The following is a 17,705-nucleotide window of genomic DNA, read 5'->3' on the forward strand; positions in this document are numbered from 1 at the left end:
TGAGGCATGAAGAATTGGGCACCTGGGATGTAAGGATTTACTGATTTGCCTGCAGCGCACTCAGCTCGGCAAACAGCTGGTGCAGAATCGGCCACCCACTACATGCAGAGAAACACCGGATGTTCGCTCCTGCCAATCAAAGTGCCTTTACCCTGACCCTCGACGGTGTACCCAGTGATCTCAAGGTTTTTGAGTTCATGGGCGAGGAGTTCATCAGCCTGCCCTATCGTTTCGACCTAGAACTGGTCAGCGAACGGCCCGACCTGGATCTGGAAAGCCTGATGCACCGCCAGGCGTTTCTGGGATTCGACTCTCATGGCCACGGCGTTCATGGCCAGGTCTATCGCGTGGCTCAAGGCGACTCGGGAAAGCGCCAGACCCGTTATCAGATCACTTTGGTACCGCAGCTGGCTTATCTGGAACACAGCACTCACCAGCGGATTTTTCAGAAAAAGACGGTGCCGCAGATCATTGCGCTGGTGTTGGAGGCGCAGGGTATCCAGGGGGATGCCTTCTCATTTCAACTGAGTGGGGTGTATCCCGAGCGTGAGTACTGCGTTCAGTTCGGCGAAACCGATCTGGAGTTTGTCCAGCGTTTGTGTTCCGAGTCAGGCATTCACTATCACTTCCAGCATCATCCCGAGCGCCATCTTTTGGTGTTTGGCGATGACCAGACGGTGTTCGCCAAACCTGATCAAGCTACTCAGTACGCTGCGGGCTCGGGGATGGTCGCCGAGATGCCGGTGATCAAGCGTTTTATCGTGCGGCTGAAGACCCGCACCACTGGTGTGAGCCTGCGTGACTACGACTTCAAAAAACCACGTCTCGCGCTGGAAAGCACCGTGTCTGTCGGGCAGCGCCCCACTCTGGAGGACCAGCGTTATCCCGGGCGCTTTACGGATCGCGCTCATGGTAAATACCTGGCGCAACGCATGTTGGAGCGTCATCGCGGCGACTTTCGCCAGGCCAACGGTCATAGCGATCAGCCGGCTCTGCTCAGCGGGCGCTTCCTAAGGATGACCGGGCATCCTCGGCAGGAATGGAATGATTTGTGGCTGGTCACCCAAGTGACGCATGTAGGGCGCCAACCTCAGGCGCTGGAGGAGTCGATCCTTGACGCAGCCGGCGATGAACGCTCTCAGGGCTATAGCAATGACTTTGTTGTAACTCCATGGGATGTACCCTTTCGAACACCTTTGCTGGTATCGCGACCATCAATGTCGGGCTACCAAAACGCCGTGGTGACCGGGCCGGCAGGTAGTGAAATCCATTGCGATGAATACGGCCGGGTCAAGGTGCAACTGGCCTGGGATCGCTCCGGGGAAAATAATGAGCATTCCAGCTGCTGGTTGCGAGTGGCCAGTGGCTGGGCCCATGAGCATTACGGCGCGGTGTTGATCCCGCGGGTAGGCATGGAGGTGCTGGTGGGCTTTGTCGACGGCGATGCTGACACGCCGTTGGTGGTCGGTTGTTTGGCCAATGCGGCGACGCCAGTACCGCTGGACCTGCCGGCGGACAAGACCCGCAGCATCTTCCGCAGCCAGACCAGCCCCGGCGGTGGTGGCTACAACGAGCTGCGCATCGAGGACCGCAAGGGCGCCGAGGAAATCTACCTGCGCGCCCAGCGCAACTGGACCCAGCATGTACTGCACGACCAGCACGTGCAGGTCGACAACCAGCGCAACGTAATCGTCAAAGGCCTAGACCGTCACGAGCTTCAGGGCGAAGAACAGCGCACCACCCACGGCAACCGATTGACCGAACTCAAGCAGGACGATCACCTGATGATCGCCGGCTCCCAGCAGGTGCGTGCCGGGTTCACCGTTCACATCGGCGCCGGACAACGCATTGTTATCGATGCAGGCGCCAGCGTGACCCTTCAGGCTGGCGGGCACTGGATCAATGTTTCAGCGGACGGGATTTTCAGCAGCACAGAGGTCCAGCTTGGCGGTTCGCCGGCATCGGCCGGAGCGCTGCTGACGCCGGCGCTGCAGGAAAAGGTGCTGGCTGTCATCGCGGCACCGTTGAGTGCCGTGCAGGTGTCCAGCCTGAAACGCAGTGCGCCCTTTTGCGAAGAGTGTGAGCGCTGCAGGAATGGGGTGTGTGATACGCCTCTGCATCGCAGCGCATCACTCGCCGGGGGTACGCCATGATTGCCCCCGGGCAGTGGCTTGAGGCTGCACCCTTGCAGGAGGGCGAGCAGTTATTTGCAGTGTTGGGCAATGCCAGCGACTGCAAGCCGCTTGAAGCCTGGCGTCGTACCAATGGTGGCTTGCTCAGTCCAATCTGGGCGGGCAGCGAGTATGCGGCATGGGATGAGGTCATGCCCTACGTTGCGGTGGTTGCCGTTGAAAGTGCTTTTCTGAAATGGGCCGCCGAATGCGAAGGTACTGACTGGGGATGGTTGGCGGTGTCGTCCTGTCCCGTGCAAACCGTTGTTGAGCATTTGCGCAGCCTGACCAAGGTACTGTTACCGGAAGGGCAGGCGGTGTTCTTTCGTTTCTGGGACGGCACTTATGTCCTGCCTGTCTTGCAGGCGCTAGGACCGCAGGCGAAGGCGTTGCTCCCGGTGTTCAGTCGCTACTGGATCAATGGTCGCCAGCATGAGGTAGCGGTCACGACGGTGGGAGCGGCGAAGCAAAGCCCGTGGTGGCAAGTGCCGCCGCAAGTTCTCCAGCACTTGGGTGAGCAATCGAGCGTCACGCGGGTGGACAACCTGCTGCAATGGCTGGAAGAACAGCGCCCGGACCTGCACAGCGCCTTTGCGCCGGCGACCTTGAAGCACAAGGTCGCTCACTTCGTGCGCAGGCCGGATGTCAGTCATCAGGCGCTGGCCGCCTGGCTGGCCTCAGAGCTGGGTTGAGGCCAGCGACTGCTGCAAGTCCTCGATCAGGTCCTCAATCGCCTCAATGCCCACTGACAGGCGAATCATCTCCGGCTTCACACCGGCCTTCGCCTGCTCCTGTTCATTCATCTGACGATGGGTGGTGGACGCCGGATGGCAGGCCAGGGACTTGGCGTCGCCAATGTTCACCAGGCGCTTGAAGATGTGCAGTGAGTCATAGAAACGCACGCCGGCCTCATAACCGCCCTTCAGGCCGAAGGACAGAATCGCCGACGGCTTGCCCTGCATGTATTTCTGCGCCAGATGGTGGTGTGGGTGATCCGGCAGGCCGGCGTAGCTGACCCATTCCACCAGCGCGTGGTCTTGCAGGAAGTGGGCAATCTTCAAGGCGTTTTCGGTGTGGCGCTCCATACGCAGGGCCAGGGTTTCCAGGCCTTGCAGCAGCAGGAATGCATTCATCGGGGCCAGGGCTGCGCCGGTGTTGCGCAGGGGCACGGTGCGGGCGCGGGCGATGAACGCCGCGGGGCCGAACTTCTCGGTGTAGACCACGCCGTGATAGGCCGGCTCTGGCTGGTTGAGGCCGGGGAATTTCTCCGGGTATTGAGTCCAGGGAAAGGTGCCGCTGTCGACAATCACGCCACCCAGCGAGTTGCCGTGACCGCCCACGTACTTGGTCACCGAATGCACGACGATGTCCGCGCCGAACTGAATCGGCTTGCACAGGATCGGCGTGGCCACAGTGTTGTCTACCATCAGCGGCACGCCACGGGCATGGGCGACGTCGGCCAGGGCCTCAATGTCGATGATGTTGCCCGCCGGGTTGCCGATGCTTTCGCAGTACACCAGCTTGGTGTTGTCATCGATCAGCTCGGCGATGGCTTCGGCCGAGTCGTCACGGGCGAAGCGCACGTCGACGCCGAAGCTCGGCAGCAAATGGGCGAACAGGGTGTAGGTGCCGCCGTACAGCTGCGGAGTGGTGACGATGTTGTCACCGGCACGGGTCAAGGTCTGGATTGCGTAGTGAATCGCCGCGCTGCCGGCCGACACCGCCAGGGCCGCGATGCCGCCTTCCAGCGCCGCGATGCGTTGCTCCAGCACGTCGTTGGTGGGATTCATGATGCGCGTGTAGATATTGCCGGGTACGTCGAGGTTGAACAGGTCCGCGCCGTGCTGGGCGTTATCGAATTCGAAAGCGACGTTCTGGTAGATCGGCACGGCGACGGCCTTGGTGGTCGGGTCCGACTTGAAGCCGTGGTGCAGGGCGATGGTGGCGTCTTTCATGAGTTTTTATGACCTCCATGGATAATTGCTGGCCACAATAAATCCGCTTTCGTACCGGCGATTAGACTATTTTCGGCGGCGCCCCTGTGTTTGCGGCATAAGCACCACCTGACGCGCAGCCCTGCACCTTTGCCTGCGTAAAAGGTAAACTTCGCCCCCTGCGCAGGAGCAACCATGAATTATCGTCACGCCTTTCACGCCGGCAACCACGCCGATGTCTTCAAACACCTGACCTTGACCCGCCTCATCGCCCTGATGTCGCGCAAGGAGCAGCCGTTTGCCTATCTCGACACCCACGCCGGTATTGGTCTGTACGACCTGCAGGGCGACCAGGCGAACCGTACCGGTGAATACCTGGAAGGCATCGCCCGCCTGTGGGGCCAGACCGACCTGCCGCCGCTGACCGCCGATTACATGCGTGTGCTGCACGAGATGAACCCGGATGGCGAGTTGCGCTACTACCCGGGCTCACCGGAGCTGGCGCGACGCCTGACTCGCCCTCAGGACCGCGTGTTGCTCAACGAGAAACACCCGGAAGACGGCCTGCTGCTCAAGGACAACATGAAGGGCGACCGTCGGGTGAAAGTGCACCTTGGCGAAGGCTGGCATGTGCCACGGGCATTGCTGCCGGTGCCGGAAAAGCGTGCACTGATGCTGATTGACCCGCCGTTCGAAAAGCTCGACGAGATGCAGCGCTGCGCCGCGTCCCTCAAGGAAGCCGTGAGTCGCATGCGCCAGACCGTGGCCGCGATCTGGTACCCGGTGAAGGACCAGCGCATGTTGCGCCGCTTCTACCAGGACCTGGCCGGTACCGGTGCGCCGAAGTTGCTGCGGGTGGAATTGCTGGTGCATCCGCTGGACACGCCGAACACCCTGACCGGTTCGGGTCTGGCGATTGCCAATCCGCCGTGGGGTTTGGAGGAAGAGTTGCGTGAGCTGCTGCCGTGGTTGTCCAAGCAGCTTGGGCAAACCCAGGGTGGGTGGCAGATTGATTGGCTTATCGCCGAGTAACTGATCGTTCCCACGCTCTGCGTGGGAATGCATCCTGTGACGCTCTGCGTCACGAATTTCAGAGCAGACGCGGAGCGTCCAGAGCGGCATTCCCACGCAGAGCGTGGGAACGATCTGGTGCAATCAGATCGGGCAGGTCACGCCGGTGCCGCCAATCCCGCAATAACCCTGCGGATTCTTCGCCAGGTATTGCTGGTGATACGCCTCGGCGAAATACACCGTCGGCGCTTCTTCGATTTCAGTGGTGATGGTACCCAGGCCGGCCTTGGTCAGTTCCGTCTGATAAGCCTGTGCGCTGGCCTTCGCCGCTTCCAGGTGCTCCGGCTTCACCGCATAGATCACCGACCGGTACTGGCTGCCGATGTCATTGCCCTGGCGCATGCCCTGGGTCGGGTTGTGCAGTTCCCAGAACATTTTCAGCAATTCTTCGTAGCTGATCTTGTCCTGGTCAAACACCACCAGCACCACTTCGCTGTGGCCGGTCAGGCCCGAGCAGACTTCTTCATAGGTCGGGTTTGGCGTGTAACCACCGGCATAACCCACCACGGTGCTGACGATGCCTTCGCGCTGCCAGAAGCGGCGCTCTGCGCCCCAGAAGCAACCCAGGCCAAAGATCGCAAACTCTACGTTGTCGACAAACGGGCCCAGCAGCGGGTTGCCGTTGACGAAGTGAGTCTCGGGGAGGGACATCGGGGTTTCACGGCCAGGCAAAGCTTGTTCTTGAGTAGGAAGCACGTTTTTGTTCACCAGAATTTCCGAGCGCAAGACCATGATCAGTCCTCTCAGTCAGATTGAGTTACAAGTAAGCATTCAGACTGCCAGTTTGCCCGAGTGTTACCGCGCTGTCAGGCGATTGGCCCGCGAGGATAGCGTTTAAGCTTCTCGATCAGCTCGGAACCCGGGATTGGCCGGTCGAACAGGTAGCCCTGGCCGACGTCGCAACGGTGACGGCGCAGGAACGCCAGCTGTTCGGCGGTCTCGATGCCTTCGGCCACCACCTTGAGCTTGAGGTTGTGAGCCATGGCGATCACCGCCGAGGTGATTTCCATGTCGTCCTGGTTGTCCGGGATTTCATGAATAAAGCTGCGATCGATCTTGATGATGTCGATCGGGAATTTTTTCAGGTAGCTGAGTGACGAGTAACCCGTACCGAAGTCATCCATGGCCAGGGTCAGGCCAAAACTCTTCAGTTGGTCGAGTTGCAGGCGGGTGTCTTCGGTGGCTTCCAGCAGCAGGCCTTCAGTCAGCTCCAGTTCCAGCAGGTTGGCGGGCAGCTGTTCTTCCTTGAGGATCGTGGCAATCGAGGCCACCAGGTCCGGGTCGGAAAACTGCTTGGGCGACAGGTTGATTGCCACTTGCAGTTTGCCCAGGCCCGCAGCGGTCAGCTGTCGGCTCATGCGGCAGGCCTGGCGGGCGATCCATTTGCCAATGGGGATGATCAGCCCGGTCTCTTCAGCCACGCTGATGAATTGATCGGGGCGGATCATGCCCTTTTCCGGATGGTTCCAGCGCAACAACGCTTCCATCCCCAGCAGGCGACCGCTGCGCAGGCACAGCTTGGGTTGGTAGAACACGTCGAGTTCGTTCTGCGTCAGGGCGCGGCGCAGGTTGTTTTCCACGAACAGCTTGTAGCTGGCCTCGGCGTTCAGCGCCTCGGTAAAGACCTGTACCTGGTGTTTGCCGTTGGCCTTGGCCTTGTGCAGCGCCAGGCCCGCGTTGCGCATCAGGGTTTGCGGGTCGCGGCCATGCAGCGGCGCGCAGGCGAGGCCCACGGAGCCGGTGACGCTGATCAGTTGGTTGTCGACGAACATCGGCTTGTCGAGGGTGGCCAGCAACTGGCTGGCGACCTGCTGGCCGGTTTCAAGGTCGGTATCGTCCAGCAGCACGGCAAACTCGTTACTGGCAAACCGCGCCAGGCTGCCGCTGGCCGTCAGGCTGTTGCGCAGGCGCCGGGCCAGGCTGATCAGCAGTTTGTCGCCGGTCTGGTGGCCGAGGCTGTCGTTGATCCGCTTGAAGTTGTCGATGTCCACCAGCAGCAGGCTGATAGGGCTGTCGCTGTCCCGGGCAAAGCGTTCGTCCAGGTTACGGATGAACGCCGGACGGTTGCCCAGGTTGGTCAGGTTGTCGGTATAGGCCAGGCGCTCGATGCGCTGCTGGGCCAGCTTGGTCTGGGTGATGTCTTCGTAGATGCCGATGTAGTGCGTCAGCTCACGGTTGTCGCCATAGACCTTGGAGATCGACAACTGGCCCCAGTAGGGCTCGAGGTTCTTGCGTCGGCTCTTGAACTCGCCTTGCCAGCTGTTGCTCTTGGCCAGGCTGGAAGGCGCGTCGAACAGCAGCTCGCTGAGGTTTTCCAGCGCCGGCAGTTCCGACAGCTGGTGGCCGTGGACTTCTTCGGTGCTGTACTGGGTGATCGCGGTAAAGCTGGGGTTGACGTATTCCACCACGCCGTCGCAATTGACCAGCAGGAACGCGTTGGCGCTTTGCTCCACGGCTCGCTGGAACAAGTGCAGCGCGCTGGTGGCGGTGCGGCGGTTGTGGTTGTTGATCACCTGGGCGAACTGGTCGGCCAGCTCGCCGGCAAAGGCGATCTCGTCGGACTGCCAGACGCGGGTGCTGCCACTTTGCTCCAGGCACAACACCCCGACCACATTGCCATCGACCCGGATGCTGGCGTCGAGCATCGCGTGGATGTCACGCGGGCGCAGGCTCTCGACCATTTCCCGGGTGCGTGGGTCGCGCAGGGCGTTGTTGGCATCGATGGCGCGGCTGGTTTGCAGGGCTTCCAGGTAATCCGGGAAGCCACTGGCATCGATAGGCTCGGGCAGGTGGTGTTGCTGATCGGCGCGGTGATAGGCGGAAATCGGCACCAGGTGCTGGTTCTCGAGGTTCCAGATGCTGGCGCAGTCGATTTGGTAGATATCACAGGCACTGCGGGTGATCAGTTCGGCGGCTTCTTGCAGCGAGTTGTTGGTGCTGTAGCGCTGGCGGGCCAGCAGCAGGATCAGTTCCTGCTGGGCGCGCACTCGCTCAAGGTGTTGCAGTTGTTCCTGCTGGGCGCGCTGGTTGAGTTCCAGGGCGATCTGCAAGCGGCTGTTCTGGCTTTCGAGATCCACGGCAGGGGCCAGTGAAATATCACTGAACAGGCCATCGACCACCATCAGGTAGCCACGCAGCAGGTGACGGTTGTGTTGTTTGTAGGCCTCACCCAGCTCCAGCAGGCTCAACGGGCCGTCGTGGGTGTGCAGGGTGTAGCGCACCAGGTAATGGGGGCTGATGGTCAGCTGTTCCTGGATCGCGTCATGCAGCTGATAACGCGCCTGGGGTTCCATCAGGCTGGCGTAGGGCGAGCCGACCAGGGCGCACAGTTCCACGGCGGGCAGGCCGAATTGGCGTTCGCAATTGGGGTCGAGGTACAACAGGGCCCAGCTTGCCTCATTAAGCCGCTCGAAACGCAGCATACCGAGGCGCGAAGGCACCGGTAATTGCGTCACTACCTCGGCCGCCGTACGGGCAGCATCGGGTTGGCTTTTCATGGGGAAACTCGCTTGGAAAAATGCGCTTCGCGCCGGGCTCACGCCCTCTTGACTGTTGCCTGCGGCAAGGTTGCATCATGCGGCACGGGCTGACAAGAGAGGATGAAGGCTAAGTGCTATAAGTGGGTTATCGGCCAGCGAACGGTTTTCTACAACCGGGGTGATGGGCGGTGTACAACCTCGATTTCCGTGTCCAGGTTTTGCCTGGAAAGCAGGCAAAAAAAGCCCCGCCAATTGGCGGGGTTGAGGTACGAGCGTGGCGCTCGGAAATCGGTGAAGCCAGGTCTTCTGCAGGGGCAGAAGACCTGTTGCGGCTTAAAGCAGGATGGTGCGGATGTCGTTCAGCAACTGGCTCAGGCGCTGGGTGAAGCGTGCGGCAGCCGCGCCGTTGATCACACGGTGATCGTAGGACAGCGACAGTGGCAGCATCAGCTTCGGCTGGAACGCTTTACCGTCCCATACAGGCTGGATAGTGGCCTTGGAAACACCCAGGATCGCCACTTCCGGCGCGTTGACGATTGGCGTGAAGCCAGTACCGCCAATGTGGCCGAGGCTGGAGATGGTGAAGCACGCGCCCTGCATATCGTCCGGGGTGAGCTTCTTGTCGCGGGCCTTGGCAGCCAGTGCAGCAGCCTCGGCGGCAAGCTGCAGCAGGCTCTTCTGGTCGACGTTCTTGATGACCGGTACCAGCAGGCCATCCGGAGTGTCGACGGCAAAGCCGATGTGCACGTACTTCTTGCGAATGATCGCCTTGCCGCTAGGTGCCAGCGAACTGTTGAAGTCCGGCAGTTCCTTGAGCAGGTGCGCGCAAGCCTTGAGCAGCAGGGGCAGCACGGTCAGTTTCACGCCGGCCTTCTCGGCCACGGCTTTCTGCGCAACGCGGAAAGCTTCCAGGTCGGTGATGTCGGCCTGGTCGAACTGGGTCACGTGCGGGATGTTCAGCCAGCTGGCGTGCAGGCCGGCCGCGCCGATTTGCATCAGGCGGGTCATCGGCACTTCTTCGATTTCGCCGAAGCGGCTGAAGTCGACAGTGCGGATCGGCGGAATGCCCGAGCCACCGGTAGCAGCGCCGGCAGCCGGAGCTTCCTTGGCTTTCTGCATCATGGATTTGACGTAAACCTGCACGTCTTCCTTCAGCACGCGACCGTGAGGACCGCTGGCGGTTACCGCGCTCAGCTCGACGCCGAATTCACGGGCCAGTTGGCGCACGGCAGGGCCGGCATGAACCTTGGCACCGCTCGGCGCAGGTGCAGCCGCCGGAGCCGGTGCGGCCTCGGCTTTTGCAGCAGGCGCAGGGGCGGCGGCAGGTGCAGCTTCAGCCTTGGCGGCCGGAGCAGCGGCGGCTGGAGCGGCAGCAGCAGGGGCCGAAGCGCCCGCGACTTTCAGCTTGAGGATGAAGTCGCCAGTGCCGACTTCGTCTTCCAGCTTCACGGCAATGCTTTCCACCACGCCCGCAGCCGGCGAAGGGATTTCCATGGAGGCCTTGTCGGACTCCAGGGTGATCAGCGATTGATCAGCTTCGACGGTGTCGCCGACTTTAACCAGCAGCTCGATGATCTTGGCCTTGCCCGACGAACCGATGTCCGGAACATGAATGTCCTGGACAGTAGCGGCGGCAGGCGCTGCCGGTGCAGCAGCCGGGGCCGCAGGGGCCTCGGCTGCAGCGGCAGGTTTTTCAGCAGCAGGGGCAGCAGCAGGAGCGGCCGCCGCAGGGGCCGCATCAGCGGCACCTTCGATTTCCAGCTCAAGCAGTTCGTCGCCTTCTTTCAGGCGATCGCCCAGCTTCACTTTCAGGCTCTTGACCACGCCGGCCTTGGGAGCAGGGATTTCCATGCTCGCCTTGTCCGACTCCAGGGTCAGGATGCTCTGGTCGGCTTCGACGGTGTCGCCGACCTTCACAAACAGTTCAATTACTTCACCTTCACCGCTGCCGATGTCAGGTACGCGAATGAGTTCGCTCACAGAAAGTCTCCTCAGCAGTCCAGTGGGTTGCGTTTTTCCGGGTTGATCCCGAACTTGACGATAGCGTCAGCTACCACCTTGGGTTCGATTTCACCACGGTCAGCCAAGGCTTCCAGGGCTGCCAACACCACGAAGTGACGGTCGACTTCGAAGAAGTGACGCAGCTTCTTGCGGCTGTCACTACGGCCGAAACCGTCGGTGCCCAGGACTTTGAATTCCTTGGACGGTACCCACTGACGAATTTGTTCAGCAAACAGCTTCATGTAGTCGGTAGAGGCGATAACCGGACCTTTACGGCCAGCCAGGCACTCTTCGACGTAGGTGCGCGCAGGCTTCTGGCCCGGGTGCAGACGGTTGCTGCGCTCTACGGCCAGGCCGTCGCGACGCAGTTCGTTGAAGCTGGTAACGCTCCATACGTCAGCGCCGACGTTGAACTCTTCACGCAGGATTTTTGCAGCTTCACGCACTTCGCGCAGGATGGTGCCGGAGCCCATCAGTTGCACGTGGTGAGCGGCTTCCTTGGTGTCTTCTTCGAGCAGGTACATGCCCTTGATGATGCCTTCCTCGACACCGGCCGGCATGGCTGGCTGCTGGTAGGACTCGTTCATCACGGTGATGTAGTAGAAAACGTCCTGCTGCTCTTCGGTCATCTTCTTCATGCCGTCCTGGATGATCACCGCCAGCTCATAGCCGTAGGTTGGATCAAAGGTGCGGCAGTTCGGGATGGTGCCCGCCAGGATGTGGCTGTGGCCGTCTTCGTGTTGCAGGCCTTCGCCGTTCAGCGTGGTCCGGCCGGCAGTACCGCCGATCAGGAAGCCACGGGTACGGCTGTCGCCTGCTGCCCAAGCCAGGTCGCCAATACGCTGGAAGCCGAACATCGAGTAGAAGATGTAGAACGGCAGCATCGGCTGGTTGTGGCTGGAGTAAGACGTACCGGCAGCGATGAAGGAGCTCATGGCGCCTGCTTCGTTGATGCCTTCTTCGAGGATCTGGCCCTTCTTGTCTTCCTTGTAGAACATCACCTGGTCTTTATCGACTGGCTCGTAGAGCTGGCCGACGGAGGAGTAGATGCCCAACTGACGGAACATGCCTTCCATACCGAAGGTACGGGCTTCGTCCGGGATGATCGGCACGATACGCGAGCCGATTTCCTTGTCCTTGACCAGCTGCGCGAGGATCCGCACGAAGGCCATGGTGGTGGAGATTTCACGGTCGCCCGAACCGTCCAGGATAGCCTTGAGGGTATCCAGTGGCGGAGTCGGGATGTTGAAGCTCTTGGCGCGGCGCTGTGGCACGAAACCGCCCAGTGCGGTGCGACGCTCGCTGAGGTAGCGGGCTTCGGCGCTGTTTGGTTCTGGCTTGAAGAACGGCAGGTTCTCCAGCTCTTCGTCCTTGACCGGGATGTCGAAGCGGTCGCGGAACAACTTCAGGCTGTCGACATCGACTTTCTTGGTGTTGTGCGCAGTGTTCTTCGCTTCGCCGGCACCGGTGCCATAACCCTTGATGGTCTTGGCCAGGATGACGGTTGGTTGTTCTTTGTGGTTGACCGCTTCGTGGTACGCCGCGTAGACCTTGTACGGGTCGTGGCCGCCACGGTTGAGTTTCCAGATCTCGTCGTCGGACAGATCAGCAACCATCGCCTTGAGCTCTGGCGAGTTGAAGAAGTGTTCACGTACGAACGCGCCGTCTTTGGCTTTGTAGTTCTGGTACTCGCCGTCGATGACTTCGTCCATGCGGCGTTGCAGGATACCGTCGACGTCTTTGGCCAGCAGTGGGTCCCAGAAACGGCCCCAGATGACTTTGGTCACGTTCCATTGAGCACCGCGGAACACGCCTTCGAGTTCCTGGATGATCTTGCCGTTGCCGCGAACCGGGCCGTCGAGGCGCTGCAGGTTGCAGTTGATGACGAAGATCAGGTTGTCCAGCTTCTCGCGGCCAGCCAGGGAGATGGCGCCCAGGGATTCCGGCTCGTCGCACTCGCCGTCGCCCAGGAAGCACCAGACTTTCTGCTTGCCTTCAGGGATGAAGCCACGGGCTTCCAGGTACTTCATGAAGCGTGCCTGGTAGATCGCCTGGATCGGGCCCAGGCCCATGGATACCGTCGGGAACTGCCAGAAATCAGGCATCAGCCAAGGGTGCGGATAGGACGAGAGGCCCTGGCCGTCGACTTCCTGGCGGAAGTTGTTCATTTGTTCTTCGCTGATGCGGCCTTCCATGAACGCTCGGGCGTAGACGCCTGGCGAGGTGTGGCCCTGGAAGTAGATCAGGTCGCCGCCGTGTTCTTCGGTCGGGGCCTGGAAGAAGTAGTTGAAGCCAATGTCATACAGGGTTGCGCTGGAAGCGAAGCTGGAGATGTGACCGCCCAGGTCAGAATCTTTCAAGTTCGTGCGCATTACCATCGCCATGGCGTTCCAGCGTACCAACGAGCGAATGCGGCGTTCCATGAACAGGTCGCCAGGCATGCGTGCTTCGTGGGTTACTGGGATGGTGTTGCGGTACGGCGTGGTGATGGCGTAGGGCAGTTGCGAGCCGCTGCGGGTCGCGAGTTCGCCCATACGGGTCATCAGGTAATGAGCACGGTCTTCGCCTTCTTTGTCGAGAACCGATTCCAGGGCGTCCAGCCATTCCTGGGTTTCGACGGGATCGAGGTCTTGCATGGCTTGCTCCAGGGCGGAAAGGCTACCAGAATCGGTTGCCTGAAGTTTGCGACTGGCCTTGTGGGCAGACGACATAAATTCTTGGATGGCCGAAGGTTGCTTCGGCGTCCTGTAGTTTTACTACAAATCGTCGGCCATTTCAGCCTTTCGAATGTATATACGAGTAGTAAAACTACACAAGACTGAGCGGATTGCTCGGTCTAGCTGGCGAGCATAATCGTTATTGTTGATCTTTTGCGAACAAGAAAGGGTAGAGATTTGATGTTGACTGCCAAAAAAGAAAAATTTTCAGCTATTTCTAACCTTTGTTCGACAGTCCTTCACCGAGCGTGGTTCTTGCGTTCACAGCTACAAGCCCTTTACGCGCCGATCAAGGATAGACCATGAGCCTTCCCATGCAGGCCGAACTACCGGCCATCCTGCTTCCATTTGCCAAGCGGGCCGAGCAGTCATTTCGTGACGCCGTGGCCGGATTGGACGGCGATAATGGCCTTTCTGAGTGGACGCCGCAACGGTGGGCTGACTTCGCCCGTGTGTGCGCCGCCAGTGATTTCGTCATTGAACAGAGTGTTCGTGACCCTTTGATGTTGCTGGAACTGGTGGCCTGGGGCGAGCTGGACCGCGGCTTTGCCCCCGGCGAGCTGTGCGGGCAGATTGCGGCTGCCGTGCAGCAAGCCCAGACGGAAGACGAGCTGGGCCGCGTTCTGCGACGCCAGCGCACCCGCCAGCAAGTGCGGATCATCTGGCGCGACCTGACCCGACAGGCGGACCTGGTGCAAACCTGCCGTGATCTCTCGGACATGGCTGACGCCAGCATCGACCAGGCGTATCAGTGGTTGTACCAGCGCCACTGCGTCCTGTTCGGCACGCCTACCGGCCGTCGCAGCGGCGAGCCGCAGCACATGGTCATCCTCGGCATGGGCAAGCTCGGTGCCGTGGAGTTGAACCTGTCGTCCGATATCGACCTGATCTTTGCCTACCCCGAAGGCGGCGACACCGTGGGCGTGAAACGCTCGCTGGATAACCAGGAGTTCTTCATCCGTCTTGGTCAAAAACTGATCAAGGCCCTGGACCCGATGACCGTCGACGGCTTTGTGTTCCGCGTCGACATGCGCCTGCGGCCCTACGGTTCAGCCGGGGCGCTGGTGCTCAGCTTCAATGCGCTGGAGCAGTACTACCAGGATCAGGGCCGCGACTGGGAACGCTACGCCATGATCAAGGCGCGGGTGGTGGCGGGTGACCAGGTGGCTGGCGCGCAACTGCTCGACATGCTGCGACCGTTTGTCTACCGGCGTTACCTGGACTTCTCCGCCATCGAAGCGCTGCGCACCATGAAGCAGTTGATCCAGCAGGAAGTGCGGCGCAAGGGCATGGCCGAGAATATCAAGCTGGGCTCGGGCGGCATCCGTGAAGTCGAATTTATCGCCCAGGCGTTCCAACTGATCCACGGCGGCCGCGACCTGAGCCTGCAACAACGCCCGCTGTTAAATGTGCTGGGCACCCTGGAAGGCCAGGGCTACCTGCCACCGGCGGTGATTGCCGAGCTGCGCGATGGCTATGAATTCCTGCGCTACACCGAACACGCGATCCAGGCGATTGCCGATCGCCAGACGCAGATGCTCCCGGATGGTACCGAAGACCAGGCGCGGATTGCCTTCATGATGGGCTTCCCGGACTGGACCGCGTTCCATGAGCGCCTGATGTACTGGCGTGGGCGAGTTGACTGGCATTTCCGCCAGGTGATTGCCGACCCGGATGAAGAAGAGGGCGAAGAGAGCGAGCTGGTGGTGGGCGGTGAGTGGTTGCCGTTGTGGGAGGAGTCCCAGGACGAAGAAGCGGCTTGCCGACAGTTGCAGGAGGGTGGTTTTGCCGACGCGCCCAAGGCCTTGAAAGCCTTGGCCGGTCTGCGCAGCAGTCCACAATTGCGTGCCATGCAGCGATTGGGTCGCGAGCGCCTGGATGCGTTTATCCCACGCCTGCTGGCCCAGGCTGTCGAGCACGCCAACCCGGATCTGGTGCTGGAGCGCGTCCTGCCCTTGGTCGAAGCCGTCGCCCGGCGTTCCGCTTATCTGGTGCTGCTGACGGAAAACCCTGACGCCCTGCGTCGCCTCCTGACCCTGTGCGCCGCCAGCCCGTGGATTGCCGAACAGATCACCCGCTTCCCGCTGCTGCTGGACGAATTGCTCAACGAAGGCCGCCTGTTCAAGCCGCCGCTGGCGCCGGAACTGGCCGCCGAGTTGCGCGAGCGCCTGACACGCATCCCCGAAGACGACCTTGAGCAGCAGATGGAGGCCTTGCGTCACTTCAAGCTGGCCCACCGCCTGCGGGTGGCCGCCTCGGAAATCGCCGGCAGCCTGCCGCTGATGAAAGTCAGCGACTACCTGACGTGGCTCGCCGAAGCCATCCTCGAACAGGTGCTGGCCCTGGCCTGGCGCCAGACCGTCGCCCGTCACGGTTCACCGCAACGGGTGGACGGCACCTTGTGCGATCCTGGCTTCATCATTGTCGGTTATGGGAAAGTCGGCGGCATCGAATTGGGGCATGGTTCGGACCTGGACCTGGTGTTTATCCATGACGGTGACCCCCAGGCCGAAACCGACGGCGCCAAGCCGATCGACGGTGCGCAGTTCTTTACCCGACTGGGCCAGCGGATCATTCACTTGCTGACCACCCAGACCAACTCCGGGCAGTTGTATGAAGTGGACATGCGCCTGCGGCCTTCGGGCGCATCCGGTTTGCTGGTGAGTTCCCTGGGCGCCTTTGCGCGCTATCAGGAAAACGAAGCCTGGACCTGGGAACACCAGGCGCTGGTACGTGCGCGGGTGCTGGTAGGCAGTCAGGATGTGGGGCGTGCTTTCGAGCAGGTGCGGGCGCAAGTGCTGGGCCGTGCACAGGACCTGGACAAGCTGCGTCAGGAGGTGAGCGAGATGCGCGCCAAGATGCGCGACAACCTCGGCACCAAGTCCACGGCGGCGGGAACGGCGGCGAATGCCTTCGAACCCACGGTGGCGTTCGACCTCAAGCAGGACGCCGGAGGTATCGTCGATATTGAATTTATGGTGCAATACGCGGCTTTGGCGTGGTCTGCGCAACATCCATCGTTGCTGCGCTACACCGACAATATCCGCATTCTGGAAGGGCTGGAGCAGGTCGGGCTGATGCCCGCCGCCGATGCCCATTTGCTGCGCGAGGTGTATAAAGCCTACCGTTCCGCCGCTCACCGCCAGGCCTTGCAGAACGAGGCCGGGACCGTTGCCGGGGATCAGTTCGCTGACGAACGGCGCCAGGTGCAGCGAATCTGGCATGAACTGGGGTTAAGCTGAAACACTATATAAGGCGGGGAGGCATGAGCCTCCCCGTATCGTTTGTGGAAACTACATGAATATTCTGATCGTTGGGCCCAGTTGGGTCGGTGACATGGTGATGGCACAGACACTGTTCCAGTGCCTGAAACAACGCCATCCCGACTGCCAAATCGACGTGCTCGCCCCCGAGTGGAGCCGGCCGATTCTTGAGCGTATGCCCGAGGTGCGTCAGGCTTTGAGCTTCCCGCTCGGCCACGGCGCGCTGGAGCTGGCGACCCGTCGACGTATCGGCAAGTCCCTGGTCGGCCAGTACGATCAGGCGATCCTGTTGCCCAACTCGATGAAATCGGCGCTGGTGCCGTTCTTCGCCGGCATTCCCAAGCGCACCGGCTGGCGTGGCGAATTTCGCTATGGCCTGCTCAATGATGTGCGCAAGCTCGACAAGGCCCGCTACCCGCTGATGATCGAGCGCTTCATGGCCCTGGCCTACGCGCCGGGTGCCGAGCTGCCTACACCGTATCCGCGCCCGAGCCTGCAAATCGACCCGGTCACCCGCGACGCAGCCCTGGCCAAGTTCGGCCTGGAGCTCGACCGTCCGGTGCTGGCGCTGTGCCCCGGCGCCGAGTTTGGCGAGTCCAAGCGCTGGCCGTCGGAGCATTACGCCAAGGTCGCGGAGATGAAGATTCGCGAGGGCTGGCAAGTCTGGTTGTTCGGCTCGAAAAACGATCATTCGGTGGGCGAGGATATTCGCCAGCGCCTGATCCCGGGCCTGCGGGAAGAAGCCGTTAACCTGAGCGGCGACACGTCCCTGGCCGAGGCCATCGACCTGCTGTCCTGCGCCGACTCGGTGGTGTCCAACGACTCCGGCCTGATGCATGTGGCTGCGGCGCTGAACCGCCCGCTGGTGGCGGTGTACGGCTCCACATCTCCCGGGTTTACCCCGCCGCTGGCCGACAAGGTCGAAGTGGTGCGCCTGGGCCTGGATTGCAGCCCGTGTTTTGATCGCACCTGCCGCTTCGGCCATTACAACTGCCTGCGCCAGTTGCTGCCGCAACCTGTCAGCGACGCGTTGCAGCGGTTGCAGGGCACTGTGGTCGAGGTCCGTTAA

General features: G+C 61.2%; 10 protein-coding genes. 5 read left to right on the forward strand and 5 right to left on the reverse strand.

Annotated elements, in window-relative coordinates:
• Window positions 1-119 precede the first annotated feature (119 nt).
• Together D109_RS0119095 and D109_RS0119100 are read left to right on the forward strand one after the other, a co-directional pair.
• On the forward strand, window positions 120-2,153 hold the full coding sequence (locus tag D109_RS0119095; protein ID WP_017478287.1) for a type VI secretion system tip protein VgrG: 2,034 nt from the start codon (window positions 120-122) through the stop codon (window positions 2,151-2,153).
• Entirely contained in the window at window positions 2,150-2,863 is a 714-nt protein-coding gene (locus D109_RS0119100; protein ID WP_026078074.1) for a DUF4123 domain-containing protein, read from the forward strand. Before D109_RS0119095 ends, D109_RS0119100 begins: the two co-directional genes overlap by 4 nt.
• Here the strand turns inward: D109_RS0119100 and D109_RS0119105 are convergent.
• Window positions 2,849-4,126, reverse strand: a complete 1,278-nt coding sequence (locus D109_RS0119105) for an O-acetylhomoserine aminocarboxypropyltransferase/cysteine synthase family protein (protein WP_017478289.1) — start codon at window positions 4,124-4,126, stop codon at window positions 2,849-2,851. The genes D109_RS0119100 and D109_RS0119105 overlap by 15 nt on opposite strands.
• 174 nt (window positions 4,127-4,300) lie before the next feature.
• On the opposite strand from D109_RS0119105, the gene D109_RS0119110 reads away from it, so the two are divergent.
• A complete protein-coding gene (locus D109_RS0119110; RefSeq protein ID WP_017478290.1) occupies window positions 4,301-5,137 on the forward strand; it encodes a 23S rRNA (adenine(2030)-N(6))-methyltransferase RlmJ in 837 nt (278 codons plus the stop codon).
• A 123-nt stretch (window positions 5,138-5,260) separates the two neighbouring features.
• Here D109_RS0119110 and msrA read toward each other — a convergent pair whose 3' ends face one another.
• The 4 genes from msrA to aceE all read right to left on the reverse strand — a co-directional run bounded on the left by msrA (window position 5,261) and on the right by aceE (window position 13,292).
• Window positions 5,261-5,908, reverse strand: a complete 648-nt coding sequence (msrA, locus tag D109_RS0119115) for a peptide-methionine (S)-S-oxide reductase MsrA (RefSeq protein ID WP_017478291.1) — start codon at window positions 5,906-5,908, stop codon at window positions 5,261-5,263.
• 74 nt (window positions 5,909-5,982) lie between these two features.
• Window positions 5,983-8,673 carry a bifunctional diguanylate cyclase/phosphodiesterase gene (locus D109_RS0119120; RefSeq protein ID WP_017478292.1) on the reverse strand — a complete coding sequence of 897 codons (2,691 nt, stop codon included), beginning with the start codon at window positions 8,671-8,673 and terminating at the stop codon, window positions 5,983-5,985.
• Window positions 8,674-8,988: 315 nt separating this feature from the next.
• Window positions 8,989-10,635, reverse strand: a complete 1,647-nt coding sequence (gene aceF / locus D109_RS0119125; RefSeq protein ID WP_017478293.1) for a dihydrolipoyllysine-residue acetyltransferase — start codon at window positions 10,633-10,635, stop codon at window positions 8,989-8,991.
• 11 nt (window positions 10,636-10,646) lie between these two features.
• Entirely contained in the window at window positions 10,647-13,292 is a 2,646-nt protein-coding gene (gene aceE, locus D109_RS0119130) for a pyruvate dehydrogenase (acetyl-transferring), homodimeric type (protein ID WP_017478294.1), read from the reverse strand.
• A gap of 383 nt (window positions 13,293-13,675) precedes the next feature.
• On the opposite strand from aceE, the gene glnE reads away from it, so the two are divergent.
• Together glnE and waaF are read left to right on the forward strand one after the other, a co-directional pair.
• The gene (gene glnE / locus D109_RS0119135) at window positions 13,676-16,615 is read left to right on the forward strand and encodes a bifunctional [glutamate--ammonia ligase]-adenylyl-L-tyrosine phosphorylase/[glutamate--ammonia-ligase] adenylyltransferase (protein WP_026078075.1); all 2,940 of its coding nucleotides are present in this window, start codon (window positions 13,676-13,678) and stop codon (window positions 16,613-16,615) included.
• Window positions 16,616-16,670: 55 nt separating this feature from the next.
• Complete coding sequence (gene waaF / locus D109_RS0119140) at window positions 16,671-17,705, forward strand: lipopolysaccharide heptosyltransferase II (RefSeq protein ID WP_017478296.1); 1,035 nt, start codon at window positions 16,671-16,673, stop codon at window positions 17,703-17,705.

Origin of the sequence: Pseudomonas sp. PAMC 26793 (assembly GCF_000313235.1) — a bacterium.
In the GTDB taxonomy this organism is placed as follows: Bacteria; Pseudomonadota; Gammaproteobacteria; order Pseudomonadales; family Pseudomonadaceae; genus Aquipseudomonas; species Aquipseudomonas yamanorum.

What these genes read in the sequence shown, in the direction of transcription:
- D109_RS0119120 (WP_017478292.1), bottom strand. Translation starts at nt 8,673, where the DNA reads ATGAAAAGCCAACCCGATGCTGCCCGTACGGCGGCCGAGGTAGTGACG.
- D109_RS0119100 (WP_026078074.1), top strand. Translation starts at nt 2,150, where the DNA reads ATGATTGCCCCCGGGCAGTGGCTTGAGGCTGCACCCTTGCAGGAGGGC.
- aceE (WP_017478294.1), bottom strand. Translation starts at nt 13,292, where the DNA reads ATGCAAGACCTCGATCCCGTCGAAACCCAGGAATGGCTGGACGCCCTG.
- msrA (WP_017478291.1), bottom strand. Translation starts at nt 5,908, where the DNA reads ATGGTCTTGCGCTCGGAAATTCTGGTGAACAAAAACGTGCTTCCTACT.
- waaF (WP_017478296.1), top strand. Translation starts at nt 16,671, where the DNA reads ATGAATATTCTGATCGTTGGGCCCAGTTGGGTCGGTGACATGGTGATG.
- D109_RS0119110 (WP_017478290.1), top strand. Translation starts at nt 4,301, where the DNA reads ATGAATTATCGTCACGCCTTTCACGCCGGCAACCACGCCGATGTCTTC.
- glnE (WP_026078075.1), top strand. Translation starts at nt 13,676, where the DNA reads ATGAGCCTTCCCATGCAGGCCGAACTACCGGCCATCCTGCTTCCATTT.
- D109_RS0119105 (WP_017478289.1), bottom strand. Translation starts at nt 4,126, where the DNA reads ATGAAAGACGCCACCATCGCCCTGCACCACGGCTTCAAGTCGGACCCG.
- D109_RS0119095 (WP_017478287.1), top strand. Translation starts at nt 120, where the DNA reads ATGTTCGCTCCTGCCAATCAAAGTGCCTTTACCCTGACCCTCGACGGT.